The organism is bacterium (genome assembly GCA_030693425.1).
In the GTDB taxonomy this organism is placed as follows: Bacteria; Patescibacteriota; Minisyncoccia; order Minisyncoccales; family GWA2-46-15; genus GWA2-46-15.
In genome coordinates, this window is the sequence record JAUYAM010000003.1 from 1 (window position 1) to 16,567 (window position 16,567).

Sequence of the window (16,567 nt, forward strand, 5' to 3'; positions counted from 1 at the left end):
CGAGGAGCGAATAATTAAGTAATTGTCCTCCTCCGCTAAAGCTACGGAAGGACATCCTTCGCTGCCTGTTTGGTAAAACCTTTCAGGGCAAATAGAGGATGGCCTGCCATCCGTAGCTCCAAGCGAAGCGAGGAGCGAATAATTAAGTAATTGTCCTCCTCCGCTAAAGCTACGGAAGGACATCCTTCGCTGCCTGTTTGGTAAAACCTTTCAGGGCAAATAGAGGATGGCCTGCCATCCGTAGCTCCAAGCGAAGCGAGGAGCGAAGGATGGATTGTTTTTTCTGCCAAAAAGGCATAGACAATATTGATTTTAAAGACCTTGAGATTTTGAGGAAGTTCACTTCGGGCTTGGCCAAAATCAGGGCAAAAAAAAGAACCGGCGTTTGCGCCGGCCATCAGAGAAAGTTGGCCCGGGCGATCAAGAGAGCCAGGTTTTTGGGATTGCTCCCCTACATTACAAGGTAGGCTTTTATTCTTTGGCTTTATCCTGCTCCTGCTTTTCAAACAGGGCTTTTTTTATCGCCTCAGCCGTTTTTGGATTGTCTTTGAGAAACTTCTTGGCCGCTTCGGTTCCCTGACCAAGTCTGGTTTCGCCAAAATCCAGCCAGCTGCCGGACTTTTTAACCACTTCCTGTTTTATTCCCAAGTTCAAAAGATCGGTCAAGTAAGAAATGCCTTCGTTATAGTAAATGTCAAACTCAGCCATCCTGAAAGGAGCTGCCACTTTGTTCTTGACCACTTTGGCTCTGATTCTTGAACCAATAATCTCGTCTCCGTGCTTTATCTGGGCAATTCTCCTAAGATCAATTCTGACAGAAGCGTAGAACTTTAAGGCCAATCCTCCTGAAGTTGTCTCGGGGTTGCCGAACATAATGCCGATTTTCATCCTCAGCTGGTTAAGGAAAATGACGATCGTCTTGGTTTTGGAAATGACTCCGGAAAGCTTTTGCAGGGCCGAAGACATTAATCTCGCCTGCAAGCCAATCTGAAATTCTCCCATTTCCCCTTCAATGGCTGCCTTGGGAGCCAAAGCTGCTACCGAATCGATAACAATGACGTCAACTTCGCCTGACCTGACCAAGGTTTCAACGATCTGAAGACCTTGCTCGCCTGAGTCTGGCTGGGAAATGAGCAGGTCGTCAGTATTGACGCCGAGCCTTTTGGCGTAATCGGGATCTAAGGCGTGTTCGGCGTCGATAAAAGCAGCCACGCCTCCGGCTTTCTGGGCCTCGGCGCAGATGTGCAGAGCTAAAGTTGATTTTCCCGAACTTTCTGGGCCGAAGATCTCAATCACCCTGCCCCTGGGAACTCCGCCAACCCCAAGAGCTAAATCCAAAGAAGGCGAGCCCGTCGGAATAACGTCAACGTCAACCGCCCTGATATCATGGAGCTTCATGATGGCGCCCTCGCCGAACCTCTGTTTGATTTCTTCAACCGCCTCCATTAAGCCCGTTTTTTCCTGTTTTTCTTCTTTTTCTTCTTTTTTTCGCTTAACCATATTCAATAATAGAATAATGAAACTTTTGTATATTGTATCCTGTATTTAATATCTTGTATACGACGTCATACTAAATACTATATACAAAATACTAGATACTCGTTTAGACTTTCTCCCAGTCGCCGTCTCCATTATCGGAATCTTCTTTGTCTTCTGATTTTACCTTAATCTCAATATTCTGGCCCGGCGTTTCTCCGGTAAGGTAGACTTCTCTGGGCTTGGCCCCGTCAGCCGGGCCGACGACTCCTCTGTCCTCCAAGATATCCAAAAGCCGGGCCGCTCTGGCATAGCCGACTCTCAATCTTCTCTGAAGCAGGGAGGCTGAAGCTTTCCTAAACTCGATCACCAGTTGTTTTGCCTGCAAATACAAGGGGTCTTCGTCGCTGGCGTAAAACTTTTCGCTTCCCGGCGGATGAATTTCCAGTTCTTTTTCCAACTCTTCGGCCAAAAAGTTTTCTTTCAGTGGCCCGAATTCTTCTCTTTGCGACTTTAAGAAATCAGTCACCTTTTTAACTTCCTTGTCGGTGACGTAAGCTCCCTGGATTCTCCTGGGCCTGGCCGTTTCCGAAGAGATGAAAAGCATATCGCCTGCTCCGAGAAGCTTTTCGGCTCCGGCCGAATCCATAACCGTTCTGGAATCGACTTGAGAAGCGACCTGAAAAGTGATTCTCGAAGTGATGTTCGCCTTGATTAATCCTGTGACCACCTCAACCGACGGCCTTTGGGTGGCGACGACCAAATGAATGCCCACGGCTCTCGCCATCTGGGCCAAACGAACAATGCCGCCCTCAATCTCTTTGCCTCTGGCAGCCATCAGATCGGCCAGTTCGTCAACGATGATGACGATGTAAGGAATTGCCTCTAAATCCTCCTCCTGGCCCTTAACAGCCGCTTTTGACAGCCTGAAATTGGCTTCCCGGTTGTAGGAGGCGATGTCCCTGGCCTTGGCCGAAGCCAAAACCTCAAAACGCCTTTCCATTTCCTTGACCAGCCACTTGAAAACATTGACGGTTTTTTGGCTGTCGAAAATGACTGGCGACAAAAGATGGGGGATTTCCTGGTAGACCGGGAATTCCACCCTTTTGGGATCAATCATGATCAATCTCAAGGTTTCCGGCGAGTTCCGGTAGAGCAGGCTCAAAACAATGCTGTTCAAACAAATTGTTTTGCCAGTGCCCGTGGAGCCGGCTATCAACAAGTGCGGCATTCTTGCCAAGTCGGCGAAACAGGGATTGCCGGCAACGTCCCTGCCAAGACTGAAAAGAAGCGGGGAAGGCGAGCCTTGGAACTCCGGAGTCTCGAAAATATTCCTCAACCTGACTTGAGTCCTGACTTTGTTAGGTACCTCAATTCCAACCAGAGATTTGCCGGGAATCGGCGCCTCAATCCTAATCGGGTGAGTCGCCAAAGCCAGAGACAGATCGTTGCTCAAAGCGGTAATCTTGGAAAGTTTTATGCCCTCGGCCGGCTTTAAGGTGTACCGGGTGACGGTCGGACCAATATTGACTTCGCCCATCTCCACCGGAATGCTAAAGGTTTCCAGGGTATTTTTGATAATGGCCATGTTGTTCCTGATATCCCCGGTCGTCGGCTCGCCGCGATCAACTTCCAAAAAGTCTAAGGAAGGTTTTTTGTAAACGGAAGATTTGACTCCCTGAAAGATCGGTTTTGTTTTGAGCTCGGGCGGCAAAGCGAGCTCCTTGCCAGTATTTCTAGTGGACCGGGAATCTTTGATTTCCTTTATTTTGAACCTGGGCTCAAAGATCTTTTTTAAAACCGGGGGCTGCTCGGCCAATTCTTCGGCTGTCTGGGGTTTTATCTTTTTAGCCACCTGCCAGAAAATGAAGAAGCCGAAAATGATCAGGCTTCCGAAAACAACGAGATTCACCCAAAAACCGAAAATTCTCAAAAAGGGTAGGCTAAGAAAATAGCCGACTAATCCCCCAAGAGCTTTTTGCTTTAAAGAGAAACTGACGCCGTCAAACGAATTCAAAACCGCGCTCAAGCCGACCAGGCAGGAAAAAAAAGCCAAGACAGTCATTTTCCAGATTTTCTGATGGTTTCGTCCGCCGGCGAAAAAAACGACTCCGGCCAAAACTAAAAACACCGGCAGGACAAAAGCGCTCCTGCCGAGCAGAAACAACAGGGCTTCTAAAATGCCTTGGCCGCCCTTGCCGGCTAATTCAAAAAAAGAAAGCAGGACTATTGCCGCCAGCAAAAGAAAGACCAAGCCAAAAATGTAACCTTGAACAAAAGGCGGCAGAAAATGACGGTCTTCTGCCTTTTTCTTCTTGGTAAAAGAGTTTTTCCGACTATGATTCCTCTTTTTAGCCACGAGACTTCGTTTAAAATTTAGATCGCAACCCAAAAACCCCTAATGATACATTATACCGCCTGAAAGCAGAATTTTCCAGGTTATTTCTTGTATCCGGTTCCGGCCGGAATTAATTTTCCGATGATGACATTTTCTTTCAATCCCTCAAGGCAATCTTCTTTGCCTTCAATAGCGGCCCGAATCAGAACTCTCGAAGTCTCGATGAAAGAAGCGGCCGACAGGAAACTGTCGGTGGCCAAAGCCACTTTGGAAATCCCGAGCAAAACCGGCAAAGAAACCGCCGGCTTCTTGCCTTCTTTCTTCAGTCTCTTGTTCTCTCCAGAGAATTTGGTCTTGCTGACAATCTCTCCCTGGATAAAATCGCTGTCTCCGGAATCCTTGATTTTCAGTCTTGAAAACATCTGCCTGACGACGACTTCCAAGTGTTTGTCGTGAATAGCCGCTCCCTGGGAAGCATAAATCCGCTGAACTTCTCTAATAATATGGTTCTGGGTCTGGTCCTGGCCGACAATCTTGAAAAGCTCTTTTAAGTCGAGGTTGCCCTCGCACAAAGGCTGTCCGGGCAAGACTTTATCCCCGACTTTGACCAGAATGCCCCTGCCTTTAGGAATCTGGTACTCCAGAGTTTCCTGCTTCTTGGCTTTTGCCTTCTTTAAATCGTCTCCTTCCGGTTTAACCGTAATTATCATTTGGTCAACAATATCGGTGACGCTCCCCGACGCCTGAGAAATAACTCCTTTGCCGACAGGCACTCTGGTCTCGAAGATCTCTTCGACTCTGGGCAAGCCCATGGTGATGTCTCCGCCCGAAGCCACTCCGCCCATATGGAATGTTTTCATTGTCAACTGAGTTCCCGGCTCTCCAATTGCCTGGGCCGCCACCACCCCGACCGCTTCTCCGATCTCAACCATTTTTCCCTTGCCAAAATCCCAACCATAGCATTTGCGGCAAACTCCCTTTAAAAGCTTGCAGCTCAAAGGCGACCTGGCTCTTACCTGGTCAATTCCGACTCTGACGATTTCCTTGCCCTTTTCCCAGTCGATTATCTCCCCTTTTTTGACCATACTGCCGATATCTTCTAAAGCGACTCTGCCGATAATTTTCATCAAAAAGTTCTGGCTAATTTCATCTGCTTCTCTGCGCAAAAGCAAAATTCCGTTGTCGTCGCCGCAATCGTCGTCTTTGACAATAACCTCGTGATTGACGTCAACCAGACGGCGAGTCAGATAACCTGCGGTCGAGGTTCTCAAAGCCGTGTCAGCCGTGCCTTTCCTGGCTCCGTGAGTCGAAAGGAAGTATTCCAGAACGTCAAAACCCTCCTTGTAAGAGTGCTTGATCGGCAGCTCAATAATCCGGCCGACCGGGTTGATAACCAAGCCTTTCATCCCTGCCATCTGGACCGGCTGGGCCCACGAACCCCTGGCGCCGGAGTCAATAATGGTAAAAACCGAACCTTGATCCGGCAAAGCTTTTGGCACCAGTTTTTCAATTTCCGACTTGGCTCTTTGCCAAACTTCGATCGACCTCTGGTATTTCTCCTCGCGGGACAAAAAGCCTTTCTGATAATGGCTGTCTAAAGCGGCGATCTCTTTTTCTGCCGCCTCAATCAATTTCGGCTTTTCTGCGGGCACCTTCAAATCGTCCATGCCCCAGCTGATGCCAGACCTGGTCGCCCCGTCAAAACCGGTCGTCTTGATCTTGTCTAAGATTGGCTGAGTTTTGCTAATGCCGTATTTTTCGATAACTTCTCTGATCAGTTCCTCTAATCTCTTTGAATTCATCTCCTGGTTTTGGAAAGGGAAATCCTCGGGCAGAGCCTGGTTAAAAATCAGCCTGCCGGCAGAAGTCTCGATAAAATCGGCGGCGTTTTTACGGTCTCCTTTTGCCGGTTTTTTGTCGCCCTTGACTAAAAGCGAGGGAACTTTGATTTGAGCCTGTAAATCCAGTTCTCCAAATTCATGAGCCAAGAGAGCTTCATCAGGAGATCCAAAGATTTTGCCTTCTCCTTTTGCGCCTGCTCTTAATTTGGTGAACCAGTAGCATCCCAAGACAATGTCCTGAGTCGGACTGACAATCGGCAGTCCGGTGGCCGGCTTCAGTAAATTGAGAGAGGAAAGCATAATCTCTCTGGCTTCCTTCTGGGCTTCTTCGGAAAGAGGCAGGTGGACCGCCATCTGGTCGCCGTCAAAATCGGCATTAAAGGCCCTGCAGACCAAAGGATGAATTCGAATGGCCTCGCCTTCGATGAGAATCGGGTAAAAGGCCTGGATTCCCAGACGGTGCAGAGTCGGCGCCCGGTTGAGCAACACTAGTTTGTCTTTGACCACTTCCTCGAGAATCGCCCAGATATCGTCGGTTTCCTGATCAATTAATCTCGATGCTCCCCGGACGTTATAGGCAAGCTCTTTGTCGAGAACTTTTTTAATGACAAAAGGCTTGAAAAGCTCCAAAGCCATTTTCTTGGGCAATCCGACTTGATGGAGCAAAAGTTCCGGCCCGACAACAATGACCGACCGTCCCGAATAGTCAACTCTTTTGCCCAAAAGATTCTGCCTGAACCTGCCTTGTTTTCCTTTTAAAATGTCTGCCAAAGACTTCAAAAGCCTTCTGCCGCCGGTGGTCGCCTGGGTCATCGTCCCTTTTCTCATGCCGTTGTCAATCAGGGCGTCAACTGCTTCTTGAAGCATTCTTTTTTCGTTTCTGACAATCACTTCCGGAGCCCCGATTTCTAAAAGATACTTCAGGCGGTTATTTCTGTTGATAACTCTCCGGTAAAGATCGTTAAGGTCTGACGAAGCGTACCGGCCGCCGTCGAGCTGGACCATCGGCCTTAAATCCGGGGGCAAAACAGGCAGGACGGTCAAAAACATCCATTCTGGCCTGATATGGGCTTTTTCCATCCCCTGCAAAAGCTTTATTCTTTTTAAGACCTTCCTTTTGTTCAAAGGCGAAGCTGTTTCTAACTCCTGGCGGAGCCGGCTGACCTGCTTTTTCAAATCAACTCCGCCAAAAATCTTTCTCAAAGATTCAGCTCCCGACCCCGCTTCAAAACAGTGTCCGTATTTCAGGGACAAGTCGAAATAGTCGATCTCGGAAATAATTTTCAACACTTTCAGGTTTGAAACTTCGTCCCTGGCTGCGTCCCTGGCTCGTTTTAAATCATGTTCTGCTCCTTTTTTTTCTTTCGCTAAAACCTTTTCGGCGTCTCTCTTGTCTTTGTCCTGTTTTTTACCTTTGGCGCTTTCGGCTTTTGCCTGCCCGCCCGAATCCGCCGACTGGCGGAGTAGGCGGGACTTTTGAATTTTGAGTTTGCTCTGGTATTCCTTGTCGATTTGCTCCAAGATCTTTTTCTTGGTTTCCTCGTCAACTTTGGTAATAATGTAAGCGTTGAAATAAATGACTTTTTCCAACTGGGACATCGGCAAATCCAAAACCTGCCCCATTCTTGAGGGAACGCCTCTTAAAAACCAGATGTGGGAAACGGGAGAGGCCAGCTTGATATGGCCCATCCTTTCCCTTCGAACCTGGGCTTTGGTGACCTCGACTCCGCATTTGTCGCAAACAATGCCTTTGTGGCGGATGCCCCGGTATTTGCCGCAGTAGCATTCATAGTCTTTTTCCGGCCCGAAGATCTTTTCGTCAAACAAGCCTTCTTTCTCGGGTTTTTGGGTGCGGTAGTTGATCGTCTCGGGCTTAGTCACTTCGCCGTGGCTCCAAGCCAAAATCTCCTCGGGCGAGGCGAGCTTGATGCGGATAGCTTGTAAATCGGCGACTCTCATTTGTTTAGGGTCTAGCGTCTAGTTGTTTAGCGTCTAGTCAACTTACTAGACGCTAGCCGCTAGACGCTAATAAACTAGTTATCTTCTTGCTTCTCTTCCCTTATTTTCTCTTTTACTTCCACTGCCAAGCCTAAAGATTTCAGTTCTGCCACCAGCAGGTTAAAGGAAGCCGGAATATTCGGATGCCTGATCTGTTCTCCTTTAAGAATCGATTCATAGGCGGCAGCCCGGCCCGAAACATCGTCTGATTTGATAGTTAAAATTTCCTGCAAGGTGTGGGAAGCGCCGTAGCCTTCAAGGGCCCAGACTTCCATTTCTCCGAATCTTTGGCCGCCAAACTGGGATTTTCCTCCCAGCGGCTGCTGGGTAATCAAAGAATAGGGTCCGATTGACCTCATGTGGATCTTATCCTCGACCATGTGGATCAGCTGCATCATGTAGATGTAGCCGACGGTGGCTTTTCCAAGAAAACCTTCTCCGGTCCGGCCGTCAAAAACCTTTAATTTCCCGTCTTCCGGAAACCCGGCCTCTTTTAGCTCCTTTTTGATGTCTTCTTCGTTGGCTCCCAAAAGAGCCGGGGAAACCGCCCGGTACCCTAAAGTTTTGGCCGCCAGCCCTAAATGAGTTTCCAAGATTTGGCCAAGGTTCATTCTCGAAGCAACGCTCAAAGGATTCAAAACAATATCAACCGGGGTGCCGTCTTCTAAGAAAGGCATTTCTTCCTCTGGCAGAACGAAAGAAACCACGCCTTTGTTGCCGTGGCGCCCTGCCAATTTGTCGCCGGCCTGGATCTTGCGGAATTCCGCCACCTCGACCTGAATCCTTTTAATGATCCCCGGTTCCAGCTGAGCTCCTTTTTCCCTTTCCCAGACTTTGACGTCGACAACCCTTCCTCTTTTCCCGTATTCCAGCAAGAGCGAGGTGTCTTTGACTTCCCTGGCCCGCTCTCCGAAAATGGCTCTTAAAAGCCTTTCTTCCGGAGTCAGATCGGTTTCGCCCTTGGGCGAGATTTTGCCGACCAGGATATCATGGGAGCCGACCTCGGCCCCGATCCTGATTACTCCTTCCGAGTCAAGGTCTTTTAATTTATCCTCGCTGACGTTGGGAATGTCTGAAGTGGTGATTTCGGGACCCAATTTTGTTTCCCTGACGTCGCAGAAGAAATCCTCAAGATGGATTGAAGAAAAAACGACGTCTTTGACCAACCTTTCAGAAATAATGATGGCGTCCTCGTAATTCCCGCCTCTCAAGGACAGAAAGGAAACCAAAACGTTTCTGCCCAAAGCCAGCCAGCCGTCTTCAATGGCGGCTCCGTCGGTCAAAACCTGGCCTTTCTTGACGTGCTCGCCCTTTTTGACAATCGGCCTCTGGTGGAAACAGGTATACTGGTTAGTCCTGACAAAAGTTCTTAAAAAGTAATCCGTATGGACGCGAGTCTTTTGGTTCTGGATCCTGATATGCCGGGCGTCCGCCTCGGTAACAACGCCGTCGTCTTTGGCCAAAAGAACCTGGCCGGAATCTTCAGCTACTCTCGGTTCGACTCCGGTGCAGACCAAAGGAGCTTCGGGATTCAGCAAAGGCACTGCCTGCCTCTGCATATTGGAACCCATTAGAGCTCTGTTGGCATCGTCATTCTGCAGAAAGGGAATCAGGGCCGTGGCCGCCGAAACCGTCTGCTTTGAAGAAACGTCCATGAAATCGATCATGCTTTTATCAATCTCTCCAGGCTCGCCTTTGATCCTGGCAGCCACCTTTTCTGGAATAATCTGGCTGTCTTTGCCAACCGGAACGCCGGCATGAGCAATATTGTACCTTTCCTCTTCGTAAGCGTTTAGGTAATGGATCTCGGAAGTGACTTTTCCCTTCTCCACTTTGAAATAAGGAGTTTCTAAAAAGCCCAGGGAATTGATTCTGGCAAAACAGGCCAGGTGAGAGATCAGGCCGACGTTCTGTCCTTCAGGAGTCTGAATCGGACAGATTCTGCCGTAGTGCGACGGCTGAACGTCCCTGACCTCCAGCCCCGCCCTTTCCCTGGTCAATCCCCCGGGGCCGGTAGCAGCCAAACGTCTTTTGTGCTCCAGTTCGGCCAAGGGATTTTCATTGTCCATAAACTGACAAAGCTGGCTCGAAGTGAAGAATTCTTTGATGACGGCCATTAGGGGCCTGGGATTAATTACCTGGGACGGCGCCATCATTCCCTCTTCAAGAGTCGACATTCTGTCTTTGATAATCCTTTCCATTCTTAATAAACCGACTCTCATTCTATTCTGAAGAACCTCTGCCGAAGTCCTGACTCTTCTGTTTCCCAAATGATCAATCGGATCGGCCAGGGCTCCGGGAGTGTTGTTGAGGCGAATCACCTCGTGGACGACTCCGACAATATCTTCCGGTTTCAAAACTCTTTCTTTGACGGTGATTTCCTCTCCGTCACTGATTTGCGCGGATTTTAGATTGATTTTCACAGATTCACGGATCAGTGAATCCGTGGTTATCCGTCTTTTATCCGTGCCCATCGGTCGGAGTAGCCTTTGGTTCATTCTCCATCGGCCAACTCTGGACAAATCGTATCTTTCAAAATTGAAGAACATGTTCTCGATCAGTTCCCTGGCGGTGTCGGGCGTCACCAAATCCCCCGGCCTCAATCTCTGGTATATTTCCACCAAGGCTTCGGCCTGGTTGTGACTGGAGTCTTTTTTGATGGTTTCTTCAACATAGTTAAGATCAGGGTCATTGTTGACGTCTTGAAAAAGCTCTTTGATGGCCTGGTCTTTATCGATGCCGAAAGCCCTTAACAAAGCGGTCACCGCCACCTTTCTCTTCCTGTCAATTTTCATTCCCATAAAGCCCGAAGCGTCTGTCTCTATTTCCAGCCAGGCGCCCCGGTTGGGGATGATTTTGGCGCCGAAATACTGCCGACCGCCAATCTGCTGGCTGGTGAAAAAAACTCCCGGAGAGCGGATGAGCTGGGCGATGGCCACCCTTTCGACTCCGTTGACAATAAAAGTGCCTCTTTCGGTCATAATCGGAAAATCGGCCAGGAAAACCTCCTGCTCTTTGACTTCCTTGGTTTTGAGGTTGACCAGCCTGGTTTTTACTCTCAAGGAAGCTTCGTACGAACCGTTGTCATTCTTGGCCTCAAGGTCGTCTTTGTATTTCGGCTCGTCGAGTTTGTAACCCAAAAACCAGAGTTCGAACTCTTTCTTGGTATAGTCTCTGATCGGCGAAACTTCAGAGAAAAGCTCGCCCAGGCCCTTTTGCAAAAGCCACTGCCAGCTGTCTCTTTGAAGCGAACAAAGATAGGGGAGGCGAAAAGAGACGTTTGATTTAGAGAAAGATTTTACCTTCATCTTTGCCAACGCTCTAAACCCCGCACCAACTTTGCTTAATTATTAGATTGCGCAGTGCGGGCAGCGAATAGCTGCACCCCGAACTGGAGCGAAGCGCTGCGCCCAATTACGGGGGTTTGCCTATTCGGCAAGCGCACTTCGCAAGATGCTTTTCTGGCAAAGTTGGTGCGGGGTAAAAAGCGAAAAAACCCCGCCAGGATTGGGGCTACTAAAAGTTAAGCTTTTAATCTAGCCGAAGAGGCTTCAAGTTACCTCTGAAATTATTTAAAACGCTAATGCTTTTAAACTATATCAAAAAACCCAAATTGTCTAGGGCGCGTATAGAAGTATTATATTACAAGCCAATGACTGTTGTCAAGAGTTTTTAATGTTTCTCCAATTGCTCCAGTTTGTCTTTCAGAATCTGGTTGTTAGGACTGATTTTCAAGGCCCGTTCCAAAAAGCTGATCGCCTGAGTTTTGTCCCCCTTTTTCTCAAGAGCCAGAGCCAGAGAATAAAGGCTATCTAAATGCGAGGGGTTAAGCTTCAAAGCTCTTTCAAATTCTAAAATCGCCTCATTGGTCTTGTTCTGGTTAAAATAAAGCCTGCCCAATTGAAAAGCAATGTCAGTGTTCAAAGGATAGAGCTGACCGAGATGAGACATGTAGCTTAAAGCTCCTTTAAGATCTCCCTGTTTTTCTCTGACCAGTCCTAAAAATATCCGGGGTTCCAAAAAGTCGGGTTTTAAGGCTCTGGCTTTCACGAGCTCTTCCTTTGCCTTATTCAAATCTCCCTTGGCAAAGTAAACCCGCCCCAGCCTCGAATGGAGCAAGGGATTGGCCGGCTCCAAGTCCACCGCTCTTTCAAAGGATTTTATCCCCCAATCCTCGGTCCCCGAAACCAGTCCCTGGACCTCCTGATAAATCATGCCCAGGGTCTCCCACGAAGCTACCCAGTTCGGAGAAATCTCGGTTGCCCTTCTGGCAGAATCTACGGCTGAAACGACTGTCTGGAAAACGTTTTTAGTATCAGCTTTTTGCGACTCTTGGATTGCCAGATTGATCAGGCTCCGGCTCAAAACTATCTGGTACTCGGCAAAGTAAGGATTGACGGAAACCGCCTTTCGATTCAAGGCGACTTTGTCGTCTATCTTGGCTTTTCCAAGCGCCTGATAGTAAAGGAAATCCCCCCAATAAATCCTTGAGGCCCAGAAAACAACGAAGATCAAGGCCAGGCTTAAAAACAAAATAAAGACTAGCAGGAGAATTCTTTTTCCGGAACCGTCTTTGTCAAAAATAGTTCTCGGGATTCTGAACTTTCCCAGAAAGCCTATTAAATTGAAACCCTTCTCTTTTGCCGTCAGTCCCGTAATCAGCCCCAAAAACAGCCAGAAGCTGAATCCCAAGACCACATTCTGGTAATAGAACGCCTGGGCAAAAACAGAGGAAATAAAGGCAAAAACCAGATTCAAAAACGGCAAATCAGGGCTTGGCCGAAAGACATGGCCAAGGCTTGGGAAAGGGGACTTAATCGCCAAAACCGCCAAAACAAGAAAAATCAGGAGGCTAAACAAGCCCGTCGTCGACATCATCTCTAAAATATGGCTGACGGGACGGTCAAATCTTATCTGCCACAAAGGGTCCCGGTTAAAACTCTCCTGCTTGAATTTGGAGAAGTTGTAGAAAAAGGTGCCGGGACCAGATCCCAGAATCGGCCTTGACTTGAAAGCCTCCAGGCTGATCTGCCAGCTCGTCTGCAAATCCAGAGTCACTTCGCGAGGAAAAGAAACCAAGCTCTTTGGAAAAATCTTGGAGATATCCAAACTCATTCCAGCCGCAGACAAAGTCAAAAACAATAACAAGATCAAAGCCAAGCTTTTTATTCCCTCCGATTTTTTCTTGAAAGAAATCAGTCCCAAATATAACAGAGAGGTCAATCCAAGGACGATCAGGCTCGGGGCATAGTCAACCAGAAGTATCAATCCTGCAGAAAAAGCGAGGAAAACCCAGGCCAGTTTTTTCTCCCTAAAGCCAATGCTCAAGAACATCAGAGGCGCCAGGAACATAACCAGCCCTTCGAGAGAAGGAGAGACTAAATTGAAGTTTCTTTGCAAAAGAGCCGGGGAAAAACTGACCAGTTTTGCCAAAATCCCCGTCAAAGACAAATAGGCAATAAGGACAATAAAGCTGGCCGACCAGAGAATGGTTTTTATAACCCTGTCTGCCTTGTCTTTCGGCAGGCGGCTGGCCAGAAAATAGACAAGGGCAAAAGAAATTAAGCCAATCAGGCCGTTTGAGAACCGGCCGTAAAAACCAAAGATGCTGGAAACCTTGTCAACCGAAAACAAGGCGGAAACAGCAGCGACTATCAAGAATCCCAAGACTAACAAGTCAAACGGCCAGAAAATTTTTAACTTAGGCCTCTCTTCTGGCGAAAAATTGCTGAAAAAATAGACAATCAGAAGTGCTAGATTTAAGAAAAACAGCAAAAACTCCTTTGGGAACTCCCAGGCCTCAAAGGAAAAAGGCAGCCAGAAAAGAGGCACTAAAAAGACGAGGGCAGAAAACCCGTAGAGGAAAATACGGCCCAGTTTAAGATTCATGGATAACAAAATTTACTTCGTCGGAGACGGAGAAGGCGTCACTTCCAACTCTTCGGGCAGCTTCTCCTGAATCGGCGGCTGCTCGGCCTGAATCACTCCTTCAAGGGCTTTCTTGCCGGCTTTTAGGTTCTCTAAGATCTTTTTTACCTGATCATTGTCCGGATTGAGCTGGGAAACCTTTCCAAACTGCTCGATCGCTTTCTGTTTTTCGTCAGCCTGATCGTATAAAAGACCGAGGAAGTACCTAGCGTTGGAATAATTCGGGTCCAGGGCGACGGCTCTTTCAAACTCGGCCCTGGCATTCTTTATCTGATTGTCTGCCTGGTAAATGACTCCGAGCTGAAAGGCCAGCCCCGTGTCAAAAGGAGCAATTGCTTTTGTTTCTTCGAGCTTGGCGATGGCGTCTTTTGTCTTGTTTTCTCTGACATCAATCATGGCCAGTTGGAAGCGGGCCGGAGCGTAGTCTGATTTCAAATCAAGAGCTTTCTGGAATTTTCCTCTGGCAGTATCCAGGGCCTGCTGCCTGTCAGCGGCCTTAGTTTTGTCCAGAGCGAGATCATCGGCCTGGCTGACATAAACCTGCCCTAAAACAGTGTAAATATAAGGACTGGTCGGTTCAAGCTTTATCGCCTCCTCGTAAGCACTGATTGCCCAGCCGTCGGCCCCCTTGATAATGGACAGGATATTGCTGTAAACAAAGCCTCTGACTGTCCAGTTGGCAATATTTTTCGGGGAGGCGTCGCTTGAAGATTTGGCGGCCGCCACCAGAGAAGAAATTAGGTTGGTGACGTTTTGGCCGACTTCCTGCTGAGTGATATCTTTCCTCTGCAGCTCTTCGTTGATCCTGAAAAGATAAACCTGCGATAAATCTCTCCAGTAATTGTCCTGCTTAGATCCTGTCAAACGGATGGCGCTAGACAGATGGATGACGGCGGCGCTATTATCGCCCTTCTGAACATCCCGCAAAGCTTTTACGTAGTTTACTTCGGCAAAATACCTTTGGCCCTGGGCGAAAAAGACGGTCATCGAAACAATCAAGACGACTATGAAAGCAAAGGAAACGCCGACAGTGATCCAAGGAGTAGATATCTTCCCTTTCGAGGCTTGCTCCGACGCCCGAGACGGCTGAAGGTCAAAAGTCTTAGTCTTGATGCCAATCAGGCAGAAGATGAATGCCAAAAGCATCCAGAACAAAAACATGGAAGAAAGGTTGCTCGGATACATGAAAAAGCTGATAACAACCCCGATAAAGCTGGCGACAACGCCCGTAAGCATTATCCAGACGAAATTTTCCTTCTTGGCCTCGCCGTAAATGACGCTTTTGAGCCCGAAAAAACCGGCCAGACCAATAACGGCCAGGAAAGAGAGAAATCCCAGAATACCGGTAGTTGCCAGACGGTCTGAAACCTCCGAAGACCCTGATCCGAATCTTGTCCCCCAAAAAACCGTCTGATTAATGTCCACCGGCTTGTACATCGAGTAATCGTAAACAAAAGTGCCGGGACCGGATCCAAACATCCAGGAAATCGGCGGTTTAAAACTCTTGACCGTCTTCAGGGCGACGTTAAAGCTGGAGCCCAAAGTCGGAGAAACTTCAATCGGAAGATTGATCGTCGGGATAATCGAACTCCTCATCATCAAGGCAAATAAAGAAAAGGCCAGAATCAGCATCGGCAGAAACAGCCAGCTGAGATTGAAAACTTCTCTTTTAGCAATGCCGAAGATAAGAATCAGGGAAGCTTCAACCATAAGAATCTGCCAGGCGGTCTGAAAATTAATCGCCAGAAGCAGAAAGAGAGAAACGATGACAAACAGCCAGACCAGAACCTTAACCAATTTCTTTTTAGAGATGAATATCAGGCTGGCGGCCAAGGGCAGAAAGGCTGCCAGAAAAACAGCCAAGCCGTTCGCAGATCCAACCGTGTTGAACGAGGTTGACTTGGCAAAATCAAAGGGCAAAGGAAACTTGCCGAGAATTTGGGGCAGAGCAATCAGAGCCACCAACAATCCAGAAACCACCAGAATAAAGATCAATCCGAAGACGTCTTCCGGTTTTCGGTAAAGGTTGACTATCAGAAAGTAAAGCAGGATTAAAACTAGAGTGCTCAAAAAACTTGAGGAAATGACTAGAGGCCAGCCCCAGAAACTGCCGTATTTGTAGGCGGAAAACAAGGTTGACAGGGCGGTGACGACTAAAAGAGCTGCCGGGGCCAGATTAAACCAGCTGACGTCCAAAGAAATCTTTTCTTCGATCAAGGACTTCAATAGCCAGGCAAAAAGCGAAGCCAAGACGAAAACCACCAAAAGAGCCTGCTTGTTGAAATCTAAGACGTTTGAGGTAAAAGGCAGGAAGAACGAGGGCAGCAAGAAGACCAATACTAAAATTGCTGTCTTGGAGACCTTTTGCCAAACCTTAGTTGAATCTTGTGCGTCTGCCATATTTTTGACTTAAATTTGTTAATAATAATTACTTTATAATAATAGCTTAATTTTAAGCTGAAAGCAAGGTTTCATTTTCGTTTAGCCGCCGACGATGTTTTCGTAATGATTTAAACGATCTAAAGAATAATCTTTTTTCAAAACAATACATATAGCGTCTATCCTGTAAAAACCTTTCCATTTTGCCCTAGCCGCATAGGCCACCGCATTACCCCAAAGTTTTCTCAGTTTTCTCTTGTTAATCGTTTCCTCCGGAGTTCCGAAATTATTCCCCATTCTTGTTCTAACTTCTACAAAAACCAAATCATTTTTCCTTTTGGCCACCAGATCAATCTCCGCATATTTTGTCTTGTAATTCCGCTCAACTATCTTATATCCTTTTCTCTCCAAATGTTCTTTGGCTATTTCCTCGCCCCTCTTTCCTGTATCCAAGTGCGCGCTCCTGTTAAAGAAGCTTAACTCCTTTTCCATAAACCCCTTCTCCTTTCCGCTAAAGGAGCTTAGCTCCTTTTTCTTATTTCTGCCCATTAAGTTGTTTAAGCCGGTTAAACAACTGTCTAAAATTTGCTTTATGCGCATATATACA

Annotated in this window: 8 protein-coding genes; 1 reads left to right on the forward strand and 7 read right to left on the reverse strand. The window is 47.6% G+C overall.

The window, feature by feature from the left end:
• Window positions 1-269 precede the first annotated feature (269 nt).
• Window positions 270-467: a 30S ribosomal protein S18 gene (gene rpsR, locus Q8N16_02860; GenBank protein MDP3093681.1), complete on the forward strand. Its 198-nt coding sequence runs from the start codon at window positions 270-272 to the stop codon at window positions 465-467.
• Between the two features lie 4 nt (window positions 468-471).
• On the opposite strand, the gene recA is transcribed toward rpsR, so the two are convergent.
• The 7 genes from recA to Q8N16_02895 all read right to left on the reverse strand — a co-directional run bounded on the left by recA (window position 472) and on the right by Q8N16_02895 (window position 16,560).
• The gene (recA, locus tag Q8N16_02865) at window positions 472-1,500 is read right to left on the reverse strand and encodes a recombinase RecA (protein MDP3093682.1); all 1,029 of its coding nucleotides are present in this window, start codon (window positions 1,498-1,500) and stop codon (window positions 472-474) included.
• Window positions 1,501-1,603: 103 nt separating this feature from the next.
• Entirely contained in the window at window positions 1,604-3,835 is a 2,232-nt protein-coding gene (locus Q8N16_02870) for a DNA translocase FtsK (GenBank protein MDP3093683.1), read from the reverse strand.
• A gap of 80 nt (window positions 3,836-3,915) precedes the next feature.
• A complete protein-coding gene (gene rpoC, locus Q8N16_02875; protein MDP3093684.1) occupies window positions 3,916-7,614 on the reverse strand; it encodes a DNA-directed RNA polymerase subunit beta' in 3,699 nt (1,232 codons plus the stop codon).
• Between the two features lie 74 nt (window positions 7,615-7,688).
• Entirely contained in the window at window positions 7,689-10,961 is a 3,273-nt protein-coding gene (locus Q8N16_02880) for a DNA-directed RNA polymerase subunit beta (protein MDP3093685.1), read from the reverse strand.
• A 364-nt stretch (window positions 10,962-11,325) separates the two neighbouring features.
• Window positions 11,326-13,542, reverse strand: coding sequence for a tetratricopeptide repeat protein (locus tag Q8N16_02885; protein MDP3093686.1), 2,217 nt, complete (start codon window positions 13,540-13,542; stop codon window positions 11,326-11,328).
• A 12-nt stretch (window positions 13,543-13,554) separates the two neighbouring features.
• Window positions 13,555-15,981 carry a hypothetical protein gene (locus Q8N16_02890; protein MDP3093687.1) on the reverse strand — a complete coding sequence of 809 codons (2,427 nt, stop codon included), beginning with the start codon at window positions 15,979-15,981 and terminating at the stop codon, window positions 13,555-13,557.
• Between the two features lie 81 nt (window positions 15,982-16,062).
• On the reverse strand, window positions 16,063-16,560 hold the full coding sequence (locus Q8N16_02895) for a YraN family protein (GenBank protein ID MDP3093688.1): 498 nt from the start codon (window positions 16,558-16,560) through the stop codon (window positions 16,063-16,065).
• Window positions 16,561-16,567: the final 7 nt, after the last annotated feature.